This is a genomic window from Spirillospora sp. NPDC049652 (assembly GCF_040675125.1).
GTDB lineage: Bacteria > Actinomycetota > Actinomycetes > Streptosporangiales > Streptosporangiaceae > Spirillospora.
Genome location: NZ_JBFAOF010000015.1, coordinates 13123 through 27646 on the forward strand (window position 1 = coordinate 13123; position 14524 = coordinate 27646).

Here is a 14524-nt window from a genome sequence, read left to right on the forward strand (position 1 = left end):
CAAGTTATGGAAGGACGGTTTTTACTTGTGCACGAACGGCACAACGAAACCGATGAGGGCGAGCGCCTCGGTGAGGGCGAAGCCCAGCAGCATGTTCTGGCGGATGACGTTGGTCAGCTCCGGCTGGCGGGCGATGGCCTGCACACCCTGACCGAAGATGATGCCCACGCCGATGCCCGGGCCGATGGCCGCGAGACCGTACGCCACGGAGCCGAGGCTACCGCTGACGGAGTCAGTGGCGGCGAGGACGTTGACGGCTTCAGCGAGCATGTGCTCTTTCCTTTTCACTCGACCGGCGGGGCCGCCCCACCGGAGGGTTGCTTGGTTGCGGGTGGTTCAGATCAGTGGTCCGCGTGCAGACCGCTCTGGATGTAGCTGGCGGCGAGCAGCGTGAAGATGAACGCCTGGAGGGCCTGGATGAACAGCTCGAAGGCCGTCATCACGATCGTCATGGCGAAGCCGACGATGCCGACCCCGGCGCCCAGGACGGTGAGCTTCTCCACCAGGAACCAGTAGGCGACCGAGGCGAAGAAGGCGAGCAGGAGGTGACCGGCGAACATGTTCGCGAACAGTCGGACCGAGTGCGTGAACGGGCGCAGGATCAGGTTCGAGAGGAGCTCGATCGGCGCGAGGATCACGTACAGCGGCTTGGGCAGGCCGGGCGGGAACATGATGTTCTTGAAGTAGCCCACCACGCCCTGGTGCTTGATGCCCAGGAAGAGCATCATCAGGTACACCGCGATCGCGAACACGATCGGGAACGCGATGTGCGAGTTCACCGGCAGGTACAGAACCGGGACGACGCCCATCCAGTTCATGAACAGGATGAAGAAGAAGGTGGAGAACAGGAACGGCATCCACCGGTCGCCGTCCTTGCCCAGCATCGGGCGGGCCACCTGGTCGCGGACGAACAGGTAGGCGACCTCGCCGACGTTCTGCACGCCCCGCGGCACCAGCTTCGCGCCGGCGAACGCGCGCCACGCGAAGACGGTCACCAGGATGGCGCAGAGCCCGACGATCAGGGTGGGCTTGGTGAGCCAGTGCAGCCACGAGGGACCGTCGGGGAACAGCGGGCCCCAGTGGAAGATCTCGAGGCCGGGTGCCTCGAACTCGTCTCCACTGCCGGAGGCGAGGAGGTGCGGCGCGCTCACGCGGCAGTCCCTTCGTCAGTGACTCGGCAAGTCAGTCGGTGTTTCTTCGTCGGCTGCCTGCCCGGGGGCAGCGGCGGCGTTCCAAAGTCGGCGTAGGGCTTCCCGGCTGCGGGCGCGTCGCGCGTCTGCTCTCGCGTCAGCTCGTTCGCCCGTAGCGGTGGAAGACCAGGTAGAGCGCGAGAGCAAGGCCCACCAGGATTCCGATGGGGAGCAGCGCCGAGGTGCCCAGCCAGCGGTCCAGCAGCCAGCCGAGGCCTCCGTACACCGCCATCCCGCTCAAGATGTAGCTCGGGATCGACCAGGCGGCGTTGGCGAAGCCTCGGTGCTCCGAATCGATTCGATCCTGTTCCGATTCCTCGGATTCCTGCGGATCGGGCCGGTGCTCCTCCTCGCTCATCGCAGGACGGACCATAGCAGGCCACCCCCCCGGTGGTCATATTGGAGTAGTCCAATCCCGCCATGATCATCCGAGCGCGCATCACGGGCTCCGGTCGGCCGGAGTGGCGGCGTCCCGCTCGGACGCGTCCCGCGTCGCGGAGTCGTTCCCGGACGGGGCGGGGTCGACGTAGAGCTGCTTGGCCTTCAGCGTCGTGCGGATCTCGGCGCCGAGCCAGACCAGGGTCAGGGCGACGACGGTGAACGCGAACGCGCGGGGGTTCCACGCGGTGGCGTCGCTGAAGGCGGCGATCAGCGCCAGCATGACCAGCAGCTTGCCGATGTAGCTGAACACGGCCGCCGCGAACATCATCTGCGGCGAGATCCGCGAGGCGTAGCTGACCGCGACGACGCTGACGGAGAAGAAGACCAGGACCGTGACCGTGCCGAGCCCCGCGCCGATGGCGCCCTTGGCGCCGGCGAGCAGTGCCGCGATGGCGATGGCGAGGACCCCGGCTGCCGCCGAGGGGATCGCTGCGCCGCGCAGCATCCGGGCGTCGGAAGTATGCATGTGGGCTCCGAGCGGTCACTTTCAGTGGTCGGCTCTTGTTAGTGAAAGGTATCACAAGCGTCCAGAACGTCCACAATTACCTTGAAAGTAATGAATGGACGCTCCCCTAACGTTACCTGTGCACCACGGACTGTAGCTCAGGTGAACGTGGGGATTCCGCGGAACGCCGTGGGCACGCCGGGGGTGCCGGCCCGCCCGCCGCGCGGGTGCGGCGACGGCGCCAGTCTAGGAGCAGCCGAACCGTGCTCGGGCCGTCCGGACGGCCGGTCAGATGTGCTGGCGGTGCTTGCCGGTACCGCCGTCGGGGAAGTCCGTCGCACCGCCCTGAGCTGCGGAGACGCCCGGCATCGACACTTCCGCCGCGACCGCGGAGGCGGTGACGGCGGTCGGCGGGACGGGCTCGGAGGCGATGCGGCGGCCGGCCAGCCGGGGCAGTGCGATCATCAGCACCACGCCGCCGACCGCGACGGTGAACGTGGCCGTGCCCACCAGCAGCAGGTTGCTGGTGATGGCCATCCCCATCAGCCCGCCGGCCAGCAGCCCGACCCAGAAGTACATGATCAGCACCGCGCGGCGGACCGAGTGGCCGAGCTCCAGCAGCCGGTGGTGCAGGTGGAGCTTGTCGGGGCTGAACGGCGAGCGCCCGTCGCTGGTGCGGCGCCAGACCGCGAGCAGCATGTCGACGAACGGGACGGCCGCGACCAGCGGCACCAGCAGCAGCGGCACGTACAGCGGGAACAGCCGGTAGGTGCCGATGATGGCCGGGTCGAACTGGCCGGTCAGCATGATCGTCGAGCCGGACAGCAGCAGCCCGATCAGCATCGAGCCGGTGTCGCCCATGAAGATCCGGGCCGGGTTGAAGTTGTGCGGCAGGAAGCCCGCGCAGATCCCGACCAGCACGGCGGCGGTCAGCGTCGGACCGCTCAGCGTCGTGATGCCCTTGGCGTGCGACAGCAGGTAGGCGTAGGAGAACAGGGCCAGCGAGGCGATGCCGACGACGCCCGCGGCCAGGCCGTCCAGGCCGTCGATGAAGTTCACCGCGTTGATCGTCGCGACCACGACCAGCACGGTCAGCGGGACGCCGTAGGCGGGCGGCAGCGACAGCGGCTCACCGCTCGGCAGGGGCAGCACGTACAGCTGGATGCCCTGCATGATGAAGATCCCCGCGGCGGCGACCTGCCCGGCGAACTTGGTGAGCGGGTCGACCTCCCAGCGGTCGTCGGCGATGCCGAGCAGCACGATCAGCCCGCCCGCGAGCAGCAGGGCGCGGCCCACGTTGACGTCGCCCTCGGCGAGCACCTGCCGCATCTTCGGCAGCCCGGACGCGACGATCAGCGCCCCGACCATGCCGACGAACATCGCCAGGCCGCCCAGCCGCGGCGTCGGGATGACGTGCACGTCCCGGTCGCGCGGCACGGCCTGCGCCCCGAACCAGACCGCGAACCGGCGGACCGCCGGGGTGATCAGGTAGGTCACGAGGGCGGCGACGAGGATGGTGAGCAGGTACTCCCGCAACGCCCCGCGCCTCCCCTCGGCCTCGTTCCCCGGCGGGGCCGGACGGCCCCACGGCATTTCCTACGTACGGCGGACACCGAATGGTTCCGTGCCGTTCACGCTGGTGGTGTTCCGGCCCAACTCTATTCCTCCCGTCCGTCGCATGGCGCACATTGGCCGCACACCGCCGCCGTCCCGGCGAGGCCCAGGGCCGCCCCGGCCATGGTCAGGTCCCCCAGCGACACCGCCCACATCCCGTACCGGTCGACGTCGGCGGCGGCGTCGGTGAGGACCGCCAGAACCCCCGTGACCAGCATGATCCTTCCGGTCAGAGCGCGCCGGGCGGACCAGGCCGATCCGGCGGGCCCGGGACGCCGTAGCAGCCACGGCAGCAGGCCCACCGCCAGGGCCAGCAGGCCGGTCCCGGCCCAGCCGCCGTCCCAGTAGGGCCGGACATACCGGGGTGATTCCGGACTGATCACGTTCCCGGCTAGCCGTACCCGGACGGTCATGCCCTCATGCGGGGCCAGCCCGGTCTGGAGGAAGTCCACGGCGTAGGGGCCGTCCCGGTCGCGCTGGCACGGCACCGTCGCGTCCCCGCGCCCGGCCCGGCAGGACGCCTTCCAGCGCGGGCCGGGCGACTCCACCCGGACGGCGGCGTTGGCGATCGGGACGTCCCAGGTGGTGCCGATCGCGTCCCAGTCCAGCTCCCACCGGCCGTCCGGCAGCGGCGCGAACGCCCGCCCGAGGTCGTACTCGATCACGTACGCCTGCCACCCGCGCACGGTGTGCCGGGCGTCCCCGACGATGATCTGGAGATCATGCGGCAGCGTGCGGACACGCGCCCGCGCCGGGGCCCCGGTGGACGAGCTGGTCCGCAGGTCGCGGATGTCGAAGATCCGCTCCCCGCGCCGGTACGGCACCCGCCGCGTGAACCCGTGCCCGCCCTCGGCCCCGAAGTCGTAGGTGATCGTCTCGCGGACATCCACCACGCCGTCCCGCCGGATGGTCATCGCGACGTCGTAGGTCGGGATCGACCCGCCCCCGGCCGTCCCCTGGGCTTCGCGCGCCCGCGCGGGCGCGCCGGACAGCAGGAGCAGCACGAGCGCGAGGACGCCCGCGACCACCGCCCCCCGGCCCCGCCCAAGCACCTCGCCCCCCATCGCCAACTCCGCGTTCCATGCTCGCACCGGCAACCGCGACGAGTCGGTACATCAAACCGATTACTCTGCGAATCCGGCGACCACTCCACGTGGTCGTCAGGCGGAGTGGCGGCCGCCACTCGTCCGATCGGACGCGTCCGTCCACCACGCGGATCCCCCGGACGGGCCATCCTCAGCGTTCCCGCAGGTGGGACGCCCTTCGCATCGGTCACCGGGCGTGCCCACGCCCGGCGAATCCCCGGCGACAACTCGGACCTAACGCGTAAAAGTCCACGGTCCGGAGGTCCCGATCTTGCTACGGTTGCGATCTTTCATCCGCTCGCACCCCCCTCATTCACAAGATGGAGGAACATATGCGACGTATCGCTACCGTGGCGATCACCACCGGCGCGCTCGCCGCCGGCCTGCTGGTCAGCGCCGGCGCCGCCAACGCCGACCAGGGCTTCAAGCAGTCCAACAAGCTGCCCGCCGCGACCGCCGGCGTGCAGGCGCAGGGCGCCAAGTACTTCGTGACGAAGAACGGCTGGAGCACCATCAAGGTGGACGGGTACTACACCCGCTCCGGCCGTGGCGTGAAGGTGAAGTTCTCGCTCGCCGACGGCAAGCGCAACGGCTGGTCCCCGGCCGTGCAGTTCGCCACGAAGATCACCAAGCCCGCGCGGCTCTCCAACGTCTACTACTTCACGTACAACCACTCGCCGGCGGACATGAAGTTCAAGCGCTCCTACGGCGTCTACAGCCTCACGTCCGCTCCGCACCTCTACGTGCGCGAGGCCGGCGTCGCCACGACGAACGCGAAGAAGGTCGCGTTCGGCCCGTGGAAGAAGCTCTACTGAGCCTTCGCTAGCAAGATCATCTGAATGGCCGGGCGGCCTGACCGCCCGGCCATTCGCCATTTCGAGGGGAAAGGCGAGCCCTCTCTTCTCCGGGACCGAATCCAGCCTTCCGCCGAGAGTGTGGTGAAGACCACATCGCGAACGGGCATTTTTTTGCGCACCATGTTTCCGCAGCTCAGCACATGCGAACCTCGGCGCGCGGACCGGTTTCGGAGGTGTCTCGAAGGGGGTTGGACGTCGTCCGAAGCCGTCCGGTTCCACCCTTTCGCAACATCGCTCTGCGTCACGAATGGTCCCTGAAAAGAGGCTGGAGAGCCTGCTACGGTTGCGGCGATCTTCATTCGAAATCCCCCCATAAATGGAGGATCCATGCGACGCATCGCCACTGTGGCGATCACTTCCGGCGCGCTCGTGGCCGGACTGATGGCGACCGGCGGCAACGCCTTCGCCGACGAGGGCGGCACCCTCAAGGGCTCCGGCGCCGTGCCGGCCGCCTCGGCGCCGGCCCTCGTCAAGGGCGAGGTCCAGGCCCAGGGCAAGGTGGCCTTCACCCTCAAGTACTCCAACCTGGGAGCGACCACGGCCTGGGGCTACTACTGGTACGGCAAGGCCAAGTACCGCGGCAAGTACTACAAGACCCGCGTGGTGGACGGCTACGTCCGCGACAACAAGAAGGGTCTCTACTCCTGCATGGAGATCAAGTTCTATGCGGCCCGGGGACAGAACTTCAAGACCGAGGACAAGGTCATCTACACCACCCGTGGCAAGGGGGCGCCCGCCGTGCACCGCGCCATCCAGTCGTGGAACGTCGGCAAGCTGGCCATGCGCGAGTGCGAGGGCTACCCGACCAGCCGGGGCTTCCACATTTCGCACGCGGGCTCGTGGCGGGTCTTCTACTGATCTCCCTCGGCCCGCCGCGCTGACGGCCGGCGGGTCTGATCGGTAGACGGCAATGACGACGGGGGCTTCGCCGCAGCGGCTGCGGCGAAGCCCCCGTTTTCGCTGTCGTGACGGCCTTTGTCGTGTCGTCGCGGCGGCCGGCCGGGTTCCGGCCGGGAGGAATGCCCTTGGAGGGGCTCAGAGGGCGCTCAGGAGGCCGTGCCCGGTTCGTCCTTGCGGGACGAGGGCTTCGGATCCGACCCGGTCGGTTCGCCGCGCTGGGCGCCGCTCGCGGCCTCAGCACCGTTCCGGCGTTCCGGGCCCGCCTCGTCCGGCTTCGGGGTCTCGGCGTCCAGCGGCTTCGGGGTCTCGGCCTCGTCCGGCTTCGCGGGCTCGGTGGCGGCGTCGTCGGGCTTGGGGTCGTCCTCGTCGGTGAGCAGGACGCCGACGACCGCGCGGATCTTGTCCTCGGGGATCGCGCCGAGCCGCAGCAGGCGCGGGATCGGGCCGGTCAGGTCCACGATCGTGGACGCCTCGCCCTGCGCGACCGGGCCGCCGTCCAGGTACACCTCGACCGAGTCGCCGAGCATCTCCTCGGCCTCGCCCGCGTTGCGCGCCGCCGGACGGCCCGACAGGTTCGCGCTCGACACCGCCAGCGGGCCGGTCTCCTTGAGCAGCTCGACGGCCAGGGTGTCCATCGGCATCCGGACCGCGACGGTGCCCTTGGTCTCGCCCAGGTCCCACATGAGGTTGGTGTTGGCGCGGCACACGATCGTCAGCGCGCCCGGCCAGAACTCGTCGATCAGGTCCTGCCCGTAGGTGCCGAGGTCGTCGATCAGGGCCGTCGCCGCGCGCACCGACCCGACCAGGACGGGCGGCGGCATGTTGCGGCCGCGGCCCTTGGCGTTCAGCAGCCGGGTCACCGCCGACGGGGTGAACGCGTCCGCGCCGACCCCGTACACGGTGTCGGTCGGCAGCACGATCAGCTCGCCGCGCCGGACGGCCGACACCGCCTCGGCGATCCCGCGCGTCCGCTCCATCGGATCCGAGCAGTCATAACGTCGGCTCACGGCTGTCCCCGTCGAACTCGGCTTGCTGGCTGACGTGGGAAAGACTATCGGCGGCCGGGCGGTGCGCGGACGCGGGTCGGCCCCGCGGCGCGGTCAGGCGGTGCCGAGGCGGGCGGTGACGAAGCGGTCCCGGTTGGTGAGGTCCTTGTGGTTGCGGACGTCCCGCCAGCCGTTCTCCTCGGCGAACACCCAGTAGACGGCGGTGCCCTGCAGGTCGCTGTGCTCGACGGCGACGTAGCCGCCGGGGCGCAGCAGGCGGCGGGCGGTGCGCTCGACCACGCGGATCGCGTCCAGGCCGTCCTCGCCGCCGCCCCACAGGGCGTCGGCCGGGTCGTGGTCGCGGACGTCCGTCGGGACGTACTCCCACTCGCTCATCGGGATGTACGGCGGGTTCGACACGACGAGGTCGACCGTGCCGTTCAGCTCGGGCAGCGCGGACCCGAAGTCGCCCAGGTGCAGCTTCACCTGGCCGCGCTCGTCGAGGTCCTCGACGTTGCGGTCGGTGTGGACGTAGGCGGTCGGGTCCTTCTCGACGGCGTGGACGCGCGCCCGGGGGGCCTCCTGCGCCAGCGAGAGCGCGATCGCGCCGGAGCCGGTGCCGAGGTCGACGACGAGCGGGTCCTGGACGTCCATGTCGCGCAGGGTCTCCAGCGCCCAGCCGACCATGACCTCGGTCTCCGGGCGCGGCACGAAGACCCCGGGGCCGACCTTCAGCTCCAGGTACCGGAAGAACGCCCGTCCGGTGATGTGCTGGAGCGGCTCGCCCGCCTCCCGGCGCGCCACGTACTCCCAGAACAGCGCGTCGAACGCGGCGTCCGGGACGGTGTGCAGCTCGGCGCGGCCGACCTGGTGCACGGCGGCCGCGAGCTCCTCGGCGTCCGCGCGCGGGGAGGCGACCCCGGCGTCGGCGAGCCGTGCCGTGGCCCTGGCGATCTCGTCGAGCAGCAGGTTCATGACGACTGCTGGGCCTCCGCGAGGCGTCGCTCGGTGTCGGCGTCCACGAGGGACTGGACGACGTTGTGCAGGTCGCCGTCCAGCACCTGGTCGAGGTTGTACGCCTTGTACCCGACCCGGTGGTCGGAGATCCGGTTCTCCGGGTAGTTGTAGGTGCGCACCCGCTCGGACCGGTCGACCGTCCGGACCTGGGACTTGCGCTCGGCGGACGCCGCGGCCTCCGCCTCCTCCTGCGCCATCGCCAGCAGCCGGGACCGCAGGATGCGCAGCGCCTGCTCCTTGTTCTGGAGCTGGGACTTCTCGTTCTGGCAGGAGACGACCACGCCGGTCGGCAGGTGCGTGATGCGGACCGCCGAGTCGGTGGTGTTGACCGACTGGCCGCCCGGCCCGGACGACCGGTAGACGTCGATCCGCAGGTCGTTGGGGTCGATCTGGACGTCCACCTCCTCGGCCTCCGGGGTGACCAGCACGCCCACGGCGGAGGTGTGGATGCGGCCCTGCGACTCGGTCGCGGGCACCCGCTGGACGCGGTGGACGCCGCCCTCGAACTTCAGCCGGGTCCAGACGCCCTCGGCCTCGGCGGTGCCGGACTTGTTCTTCACGGCGACCGTGACGTCCTTGTACCCGCCGAGGTCGGACGGGTGGCTGTCGATGATCTCGGTCTTCCAGCCGGTGCGCTCGGCGTAGCGCAGGTACATCCGGAGCAGGTCGCCGGCGAACAGGGCGGACTCCTCGCCGCCCTCGCCCGCCTTGATCTCCAGGATCACGTCCTTGTCGTCGCTGGGGTCGCGGGGCAGCAGCAGGTGCCGCAGCCGCTCCTCCAGCTCGCCGGCGTGCTTCTCCAGCTCCTCGGCCTCGGCGGCGAAGGCCGGGTCCTCACCGGCCAGCTCGCGGGCGGCGGCGAGGTCGTCCTCGGTCGAGCCCAGTTCGCGGTAGGTCTCGACGATCGGGCGCAGCTGGGCGTACCGCTTGCCCAGCCTGCGGGCGAGCGCCTGGTCGGCGTGGACCGACGGGTCGGCGAGCCGGCCCTCGATGTCGGTGTATTCGCTGATGAGTTCGTCGAGTTTCACGGTGGGTCCCGGCCTGGTAGCAGAGTTGAGCGGGCCCGGGGACGGCTCGTCCCCGGGCCCCCTCCTTGGCGCTGTGGGTCAGGCCGCGGGCTACTTGGCCTTCTTGCCGAAGCGCTGCTCGAAGCGCGCCACCCGGCCGCCGGTGTCCAGGATCTTCTGCTTGCCCGTGTAGAACGGGTGGCAGTTGGAGCAGACGTCGGAGTTGATGACGCCGTTGGCGGCGGTGCTCCGCGTCTCGAAGGTGTTACCGCACGTGCACGTCACGGTGGTGACGGCATAGTTCGGGTGAATGTCGGGCTTCACAGGGATCTCTCCTCGCTCGGGGCGGTCGCCGGACGTCCCACGTCCTGCGGGGCGCGAACCGGTACCGCAGCGCTTGCACACCAAGTGTGCCAGATACCCGAACGTGCCGAGGTCACCGGGCATTCCCGACCCCGCCTCGATGATCTTGCACCGGGCGGGGGTCGGGCGTGGCCAGGGCGGTTGAGGCGTGGCCGGGGAGGGTCAGGCGTGGCCGAGGTAGGTGAGGACCGCCATGACACGGCGGTGCTCGCCGCCCGCCGGCTGGAGGCCCAGCTTGGCGAAGATGCTGGAGATGTGCTTCTCCACCGCACCCTCGGTGACCACCAGGTCGGCCGCGATCGCGCCGTTGGTGCGGCCCTGCGCCATCAGGCCGAGCACCTCCTGCTCGCGCGGGGTGAGGCTCTTCAGCGGGTCGCCGGCGCGGCGGCGGCCGAGCAGCTGGCCGATCACCTCCGGGTCGATCACCGTGCCGCCCGCGGCGATCCGGCGCACCGCGTCCACGAACTCGGCGACGTCCGAGACCCGCTCCTTCAGCAGGTAGCCGACGCCCTCGGCGCCGCCGCCGATCAGGTCGGTGGCGTACCGCTCCTCCACGTACTGCGACAGCACGAGGATCGGCGTCCCGGGCAGCCGCTCCCGGACGGCCAGCGCCGCCCGCAGGCCCTCATCGGTGAAGGACGGCGGCATCCGCACGTCGACGACCGCCAGGTCCGGACGGTGCTCCTCGACCGCCGCCAGCAGCCCCGTACCGTCCCCGACCTGCGCGACCGTCTCGACGCCCTCGTCCGCCAGCAGCCGGACGAGCCCCTCGCGCAACAGCACCGAATCCTCGGCGATCACCACCCGCATGACCCCAGTATCCCGGCTCACAGGGCCCGCTCCGCGCGTGTCAGGGCGCATCCGGGGGTCAGGCGGGGCAGGTCTGGCGCTGGGCGGTCAGCTCCAGCGGCTTGCGGATCGAGCTGAGGCCGAGTTTCTGCGACGTCGCACAGAACCTGCTCAGCGGCAGCTCGTACTCGGCGTGGAACACGGCCTTGCCCGCCTTGACGAACGGGACCAGCCGGCCGCACTCGCCGTACTGGGCGCACTGCTCGTTGACCGCGAAGTCCATGATCCCGACGAGCTGGGGGATCTGGTCGAGATCGTTCTTGAGGCCGATCGCGAGGCCGCGCTGGTGCGCCATGGACGCCAGCATCCGGTTGAAGGCGAGCTGGTCCCGCGCGGTCAGCCTGAACCCGGTGTCGTGCCGGTAGCCGTCCATCCAGTCGGGCTCCACGCCGTCGAAGCCCTTCTTCTTGCACTGGTCGAGCCGGGCCGCCCAGATCGGCCGCAGGACGTCCAGCCGCCGGATGTCCACCCAGCGCTCGCCCGGCCAGTCCGCGACCTTCTTGCCGAGCACGCGGGCCGGGAACCGCTTGAAGTCCGGACGCCAGTTCTCGGCCGAGCCGATCGCGGTGTAGCAGATCGTCCGGTGTCCGGCCTTCTTCAGCTTGGTGACCGTGGCGGCGGGCGTCTCGAACAGGTCCACGTCGTACACCTGCGCGCGGACGGACGTGTCGACGCGTCCGCTGAGCTGCCACTGCCAGGTGGTGCGCGGCTTGGGCTTCCACCAGGACGCCGCGGCGCCCGCCGCCTCCCGTCCGGCCTTCCCCTCGGACGCCGTCTCGGCCGTCCGCTCCCCGCCCGTCCCGCCGCACGCGCCCGCGGCCAGGAGGGCCGTCAGGACGAGCGCGAGTCCCCGCATCGAACGCGACATCAGTTCCCCGTCTGCTATGTCGGCAATGAGCCGATCATGCCAGGACCGGCGACGGGGTGATCACCAGTCGCAGGGAAGGTCAGCGCGGATCACGGTCGGGCCGCCGGCCGGGCTGTCCACGGTGAGGATGCCGTCGATCGTCGCGGCCCGGTCCGCCAGTCCCGCCAGTCCCCCGCCCGCCTCGGCCCGCGCGCCACCCACGCCGTCGTCGGCGATCTCGACCACGACCCAGCGGTCCTCGCGCGTCACCCGCACCGACGCGCTCGTCGCCTGCGCGTACTTGGAGACGTTCGTCAGGGCCTCGGCGACCACGAAGTAGGCGATGCTCTCCACCGCCGCGGGCGGCCGCTCGTCCAGCTCGACGGCCACCTCCACCGGGACGGCGGCGCGTCCGGCGAGGCCCGACAGCGCCGCGTCCAGGCCCCGGTCGGTGAGGATCGCCGGGTAGATGCCGCGGGCCAGGTCCCGCAGCTCGGCGATCGCCTCCTTGGCGCCCGCGTGCGCCTGCTCGATCAGCACCCGCGCGCCCTCCGGATCGGTGTCCAGCTTCGTGCGCGCCCGGCCGATGTCCATCGCGACCGACAGCAACCGCTGCTGGGCGCCGTCGTGCAGATCGCGCTCGATCCGGCGGCGCTCGGCCTCCACCGCGTCCACGCCGCGCGCCCGGCTCGCCCGCAGGCGCTCCGCGCGCTCGCGCAGCTCGGTGTTCTCCTCCTGCGATCCGGACGCGCCGAGCAGCGTCCGCGCCCACAGCGAGTGCGCGATCGCCATGGCCCGCGTCGCGTACAGCGCCGGGACGACCAGCACCAGCCCGACCGCCGTCGCCCACAGCCCGCTCAGCGGATCACGGATGTAGATCGAGACCGGCCCCACGACGTACTGCATCCCGGGCGAGCCCGGCACCAGGACCGGGGACAGCACGAGCAGCGCGATCGGCGCCCAGAAGAGCGTCCACACCACGAACTCGGCCATCGCCAGCGGCAGCATCAGACCCAGGTAGACCAGGTCCTTCCAGGTCGCCGGGTCGGCCGCCAGCGCCCGCATCTTGGCGAACACGTCGCGCCCCGGCGGAAGCGGACGGTACGGGTCGGCGATCCGCAGCCCGAAGGTCACCCGCAGGAGCCGCCGCTCCAGCATCGCCCCGCCCCGCCACAGCACCACCATCGCGACGAGCATCAGCAGGCCCACCCACAGGGCCGACAGCGCCAGCGACAGCGTCAGCCCGACCGCCAGGGCGGCGAACCAGAACAGCCCCAGGCCGAACGCCAGCGGCGCCTGCGGGACCGCCAGCCACGTCACCGGCGTCCGCAGCATCGCCACCGGCCGCCACGGCGCATCCAGCACGGACCTGTCCCACGCCGTCCGGGCCACCTCGCCCACTGATCCCCCCACCCGTTCGTCCAACCAGCACCCAGCCTGCCCGACGCGTCCGCGCCCCCACCATGAAGAAGCCACCCGAGCCGTACTGGGGGAAACCCCACCCCGCGGGCATCGCCCGGGTGGCGGCGGAAAAGAAATACGCCCCGGCCGGGTGGCCGGGGCGTACCTCAGGAGTCCGCTCAGCGGTCGTCGGACACGGTGGTCTTCTGGACCTGGAGCAGGAACTCGGCGTTCGACTTGGTCTCCTTCATCTTCTCGATGAGGAGCTCCAGCGCCTGCTGGGTGTCGAGGGCGTGCAGAACGCGGCGCAGCTGCCAGACGATGCGCAGCTCCTCCGGCGCCATGAGGATCTCCTCCTTGCGGGTGCCGGACGCGTCGACGTCCACCGCCGGGAAGATCCGCTTGTCGGCCAGGGCCCGGTTGAGCTTGAGCTCCATGTTCCCGGTGCCCTTGAACTCCTCGAAGATGACCTCGTCCATGCGGGATCCGGTCTCCACCAGCGCGGTGGCGAGGATGGTCAGCGAGCCGCCGTTCTCGATGTTGCGGGCCGCGCCGAAGAACCGCTTGGGCGGGTACAGCGCGGTGGAGTCCACACCACCGGACAGGATGCGGCCGGACGCCGGGGCCGCCAGGTTGTAGGCGCGGCCGAGCCGGGTGATCGAGTCGAGCAGCACGACCACGTCGTGGCCGAGCTCCACCAGCCGCTTGGCGCGCTCGATGGCGAGCTCGGCGACGGTGGTGTGGTCCTCGGCCGGACGGTCGAAGGTCGAGTGGATGACCTCGCCCTTCACCGACCGCTGCATGTCGGTGACCTCTTCCGGACGCTCGTCCACCAGGACGACCATCAGGTGGCACTCGGGGTTGTTCTTGGTGATCGCGTTCGCGATCGACTGCAGCACCATCGTCTTGCCGGCCTTCGGCGGCGACACGATCAGCCCGCGCTGGCCCTTGCCGATCGGCGACACCAGGTCGATGATCCGCGTGGTCAGCACGCCCGGGTCGGACTCCAGGCGCAGCCGCTCCTGCGGGTACAGCGGGGTGAGCTTGGAGAACTCGACGCGCTGCTTGGCCTGCTCCGGCTCCATCCCGTTGACGGTGTCGAGCCGGACCAGCGCGTTGAACTTCTCGCGCCGCTCGCCCTCGCGGGCCTGCCGCACCGCGCCGGTGACCACGTCGCCCTTGCGCAGGCCGTTCTTGCGGACCTGGGCGAGCGAGACGTACACGTCGTTCGGGCCGGGCAGGTAGCCGGTCGTCCGGACGAAGGCGTAGTTGTCGAGGATGTCGAGGATGCCGGCGACCGGGATGAGGACGTCGTCCTCGTTGATCACGGGCTCCTCGTAGCGCTCGCCGCGGCTGCCGCGGCCCCGGTTGCGCTCGCGGAACCGGCGCCCGCGCCGACCCCGGCCGCTCTCGTCGTCGTCCGCCGGGCCGCTCTGGTTCTGGCCGCCGCGCTGGCGGTTGCCGCCGCCCTGCTCGCCCTGGTCGCGGTCCCGGTCGCGGTCGCGGTTGCGGCCGTCACGAC

Annotated in this window: 16 protein-coding genes; 2 read left to right on the forward strand and 14 right to left on the reverse strand. The window is 70.7% G+C overall.

The features are described 5' to 3' along the window. Positions 1–21: 21 nt before the first annotated feature. From atpE to AB0J52_RS02530, 6 genes are all read right to left on the reverse strand, one after another. On the reverse strand, positions 22–270 hold the full coding sequence (gene atpE, locus AB0J52_RS02505; protein ID WP_500179777.1) for an ATP synthase F0 subunit C: 249 nt from the start codon (positions 268–270) through the stop codon (positions 22–24). A gap of 71 nt (positions 271–341) precedes the next feature. Beyond that, positions 342–1151 carry a F0F1 ATP synthase subunit A gene (gene atpB / locus AB0J52_RS02510; RefSeq protein WP_500179778.1) on the reverse strand — a complete coding sequence of 270 codons (810 nt, stop codon included), beginning with the start codon at positions 1149–1151 and terminating at the stop codon, positions 342–344. 136 nt (positions 1152–1287) lie between these two features. After that, positions 1288–1548 carry an AtpZ/AtpI family protein gene (locus AB0J52_RS02515; protein WP_500179779.1) on the reverse strand — a complete coding sequence of 87 codons (261 nt, stop codon included), beginning with the start codon at positions 1546–1548 and terminating at the stop codon, positions 1288–1290. An 81-nt stretch (positions 1549–1629) separates the two neighbouring features. After that, positions 1630–2097 carry a Cg1360 family ATP-synthase-associated protein gene (locus AB0J52_RS02520; protein WP_500179780.1) on the reverse strand — a complete coding sequence of 156 codons (468 nt, stop codon included), beginning with the start codon at positions 2095–2097 and terminating at the stop codon, positions 1630–1632. 267 nt (positions 2098–2364) lie between these two features. Beyond that, positions 2365–3612: a glycosyltransferase family 4 protein gene (locus AB0J52_RS02525; protein WP_500179781.1), complete on the reverse strand. Its 1248-nt coding sequence runs from the start codon at positions 3610–3612 to the stop codon at positions 2365–2367. A 122-nt stretch (positions 3613–3734) separates the two neighbouring features. Continuing rightward, positions 3735–4754, reverse strand: a complete 1020-nt coding sequence (locus tag AB0J52_RS02530) for a DUF2207 domain-containing protein (RefSeq protein WP_500179783.1) — start codon at positions 4752–4754, stop codon at positions 3735–3737. Between the two features lie 353 nt (positions 4755–5107). Here AB0J52_RS02530 and AB0J52_RS02535 point away from each other — a divergent pair, with 353 nt between their 5' ends. Beyond that, the gene (locus AB0J52_RS02535; RefSeq protein WP_500179785.1) at positions 5108–5590 is read left to right on the forward strand and encodes a hypothetical protein; all 483 of its coding nucleotides are present in this window, start codon (positions 5108–5110) and stop codon (positions 5588–5590) included. 369 nt (positions 5591–5959) lie between these two features. Then, positions 5960–6490, forward strand: a complete 531-nt coding sequence (locus AB0J52_RS02540; RefSeq protein ID WP_500179786.1) for a hypothetical protein — start codon at positions 5960–5962, stop codon at positions 6488–6490. 188 nt (positions 6491–6678) lie between these two features. Here the strand turns inward: AB0J52_RS02540 and AB0J52_RS02545 are convergent, their stop codons facing one another. From AB0J52_RS02545 to rho, 8 genes are all read right to left on the reverse strand, one after another. Further along, a complete protein-coding gene (locus AB0J52_RS02545; RefSeq protein WP_500179787.1) occupies positions 6679–7539 on the reverse strand; it encodes an L-threonylcarbamoyladenylate synthase in 861 nt (286 codons plus the stop codon). A gap of 93 nt (positions 7540–7632) precedes the next feature. Further along, positions 7633–8493, reverse strand: coding sequence for a peptide chain release factor N(5)-glutamine methyltransferase (gene prmC, locus AB0J52_RS02550; protein WP_500179788.1), 861 nt, complete (start codon positions 8491–8493; stop codon positions 7633–7635). Next, positions 8490–9563, reverse strand: coding sequence for a peptide chain release factor 1 (prfA, locus tag AB0J52_RS02555; RefSeq protein WP_500179789.1), 1074 nt, complete (start codon positions 9561–9563; stop codon positions 8490–8492). The genes prmC and prfA overlap by 4 nt, the downstream gene beginning before the upstream one ends. A gap of 90 nt (positions 9564–9653) precedes the next feature. Next, entirely contained in the window at positions 9654–9866 is a 213-nt protein-coding gene (gene rpmE, locus AB0J52_RS02560) for a 50S ribosomal protein L31 (RefSeq protein WP_117358441.1), read from the reverse strand. A gap of 201 nt (positions 9867–10067) precedes the next feature. Next, complete coding sequence (locus tag AB0J52_RS02565) at positions 10068–10715, reverse strand: response regulator transcription factor (RefSeq protein WP_500179790.1); 648 nt, start codon at positions 10713–10715, stop codon at positions 10068–10070. Between the two features lie 58 nt (positions 10716–10773). Beyond that, the gene (locus AB0J52_RS02570; protein ID WP_500179791.1) at positions 10774–11610 is read right to left on the reverse strand and encodes an endo alpha-1,4 polygalactosaminidase; all 837 of its coding nucleotides are present in this window, start codon (positions 11608–11610) and stop codon (positions 10774–10776) included. A gap of 72 nt (positions 11611–11682) precedes the next feature. After that, positions 11683–12966, reverse strand: coding sequence for a sensor histidine kinase (locus AB0J52_RS02575; RefSeq protein ID WP_500179792.1), 1284 nt, complete (start codon positions 12964–12966; stop codon positions 11683–11685). 215 nt (positions 12967–13181) lie between these two features. Next, positions 13182–14524: transcription termination factor Rho (gene rho, locus AB0J52_RS02580; protein WP_500179793.1), on the reverse strand; the 1343-nt coding region annotated here is incomplete at its 5' end.

What these genes read in the sequence shown, in the direction of transcription:
- atpE (WP_500179777.1), bottom strand. Translation starts at nt 270, where the DNA reads ATGCTCGCTGAAGCCGTCAACGTCCTCGCCGCCACTGACTCCGTCAGC.
- AB0J52_RS02515 (WP_500179779.1), bottom strand. Translation starts at nt 1,548, where the DNA reads ATGAGCGAGGAGGAGCACCGGCCCGATCCGCAGGAATCCGAGGAATCG.
- AB0J52_RS02520 (WP_500179780.1), bottom strand. Translation starts at nt 2,097, where the DNA reads ATGCATACTTCCGACGCCCGGATGCTGCGCGGCGCAGCGATCCCCTCG.
- AB0J52_RS02530 (WP_500179783.1), bottom strand. Translation starts at nt 4,754, where the DNA reads ATGGGGGGCGAGGTGCTTGGGCGGGGCCGGGGGGCGGTGGTCGCGGGC.
- AB0J52_RS02535 (WP_500179785.1), top strand. Translation starts at nt 5,108, where the DNA reads ATGCGACGTATCGCTACCGTGGCGATCACCACCGGCGCGCTCGCCGCC.
- AB0J52_RS02540 (WP_500179786.1), top strand. Translation starts at nt 5,960, where the DNA reads ATGCGACGCATCGCCACTGTGGCGATCACTTCCGGCGCGCTCGTGGCC.
- prmC (WP_500179788.1), bottom strand. Translation starts at nt 8,493, where the DNA reads ATGAACCTGCTGCTCGACGAGATCGCCAGGGCCACGGCACGGCTCGCC.
- AB0J52_RS02565 (WP_500179790.1), bottom strand. Translation starts at nt 10,715, where the DNA reads ATGCGGGTGGTGATCGCCGAGGATTCGGTGCTGTTGCGCGAGGGGCTC.
- AB0J52_RS02570 (WP_500179791.1), bottom strand. Translation starts at nt 11,610, where the DNA reads ATGCGGGGACTCGCGCTCGTCCTGACGGCCCTCCTGGCCGCGGGCGCG.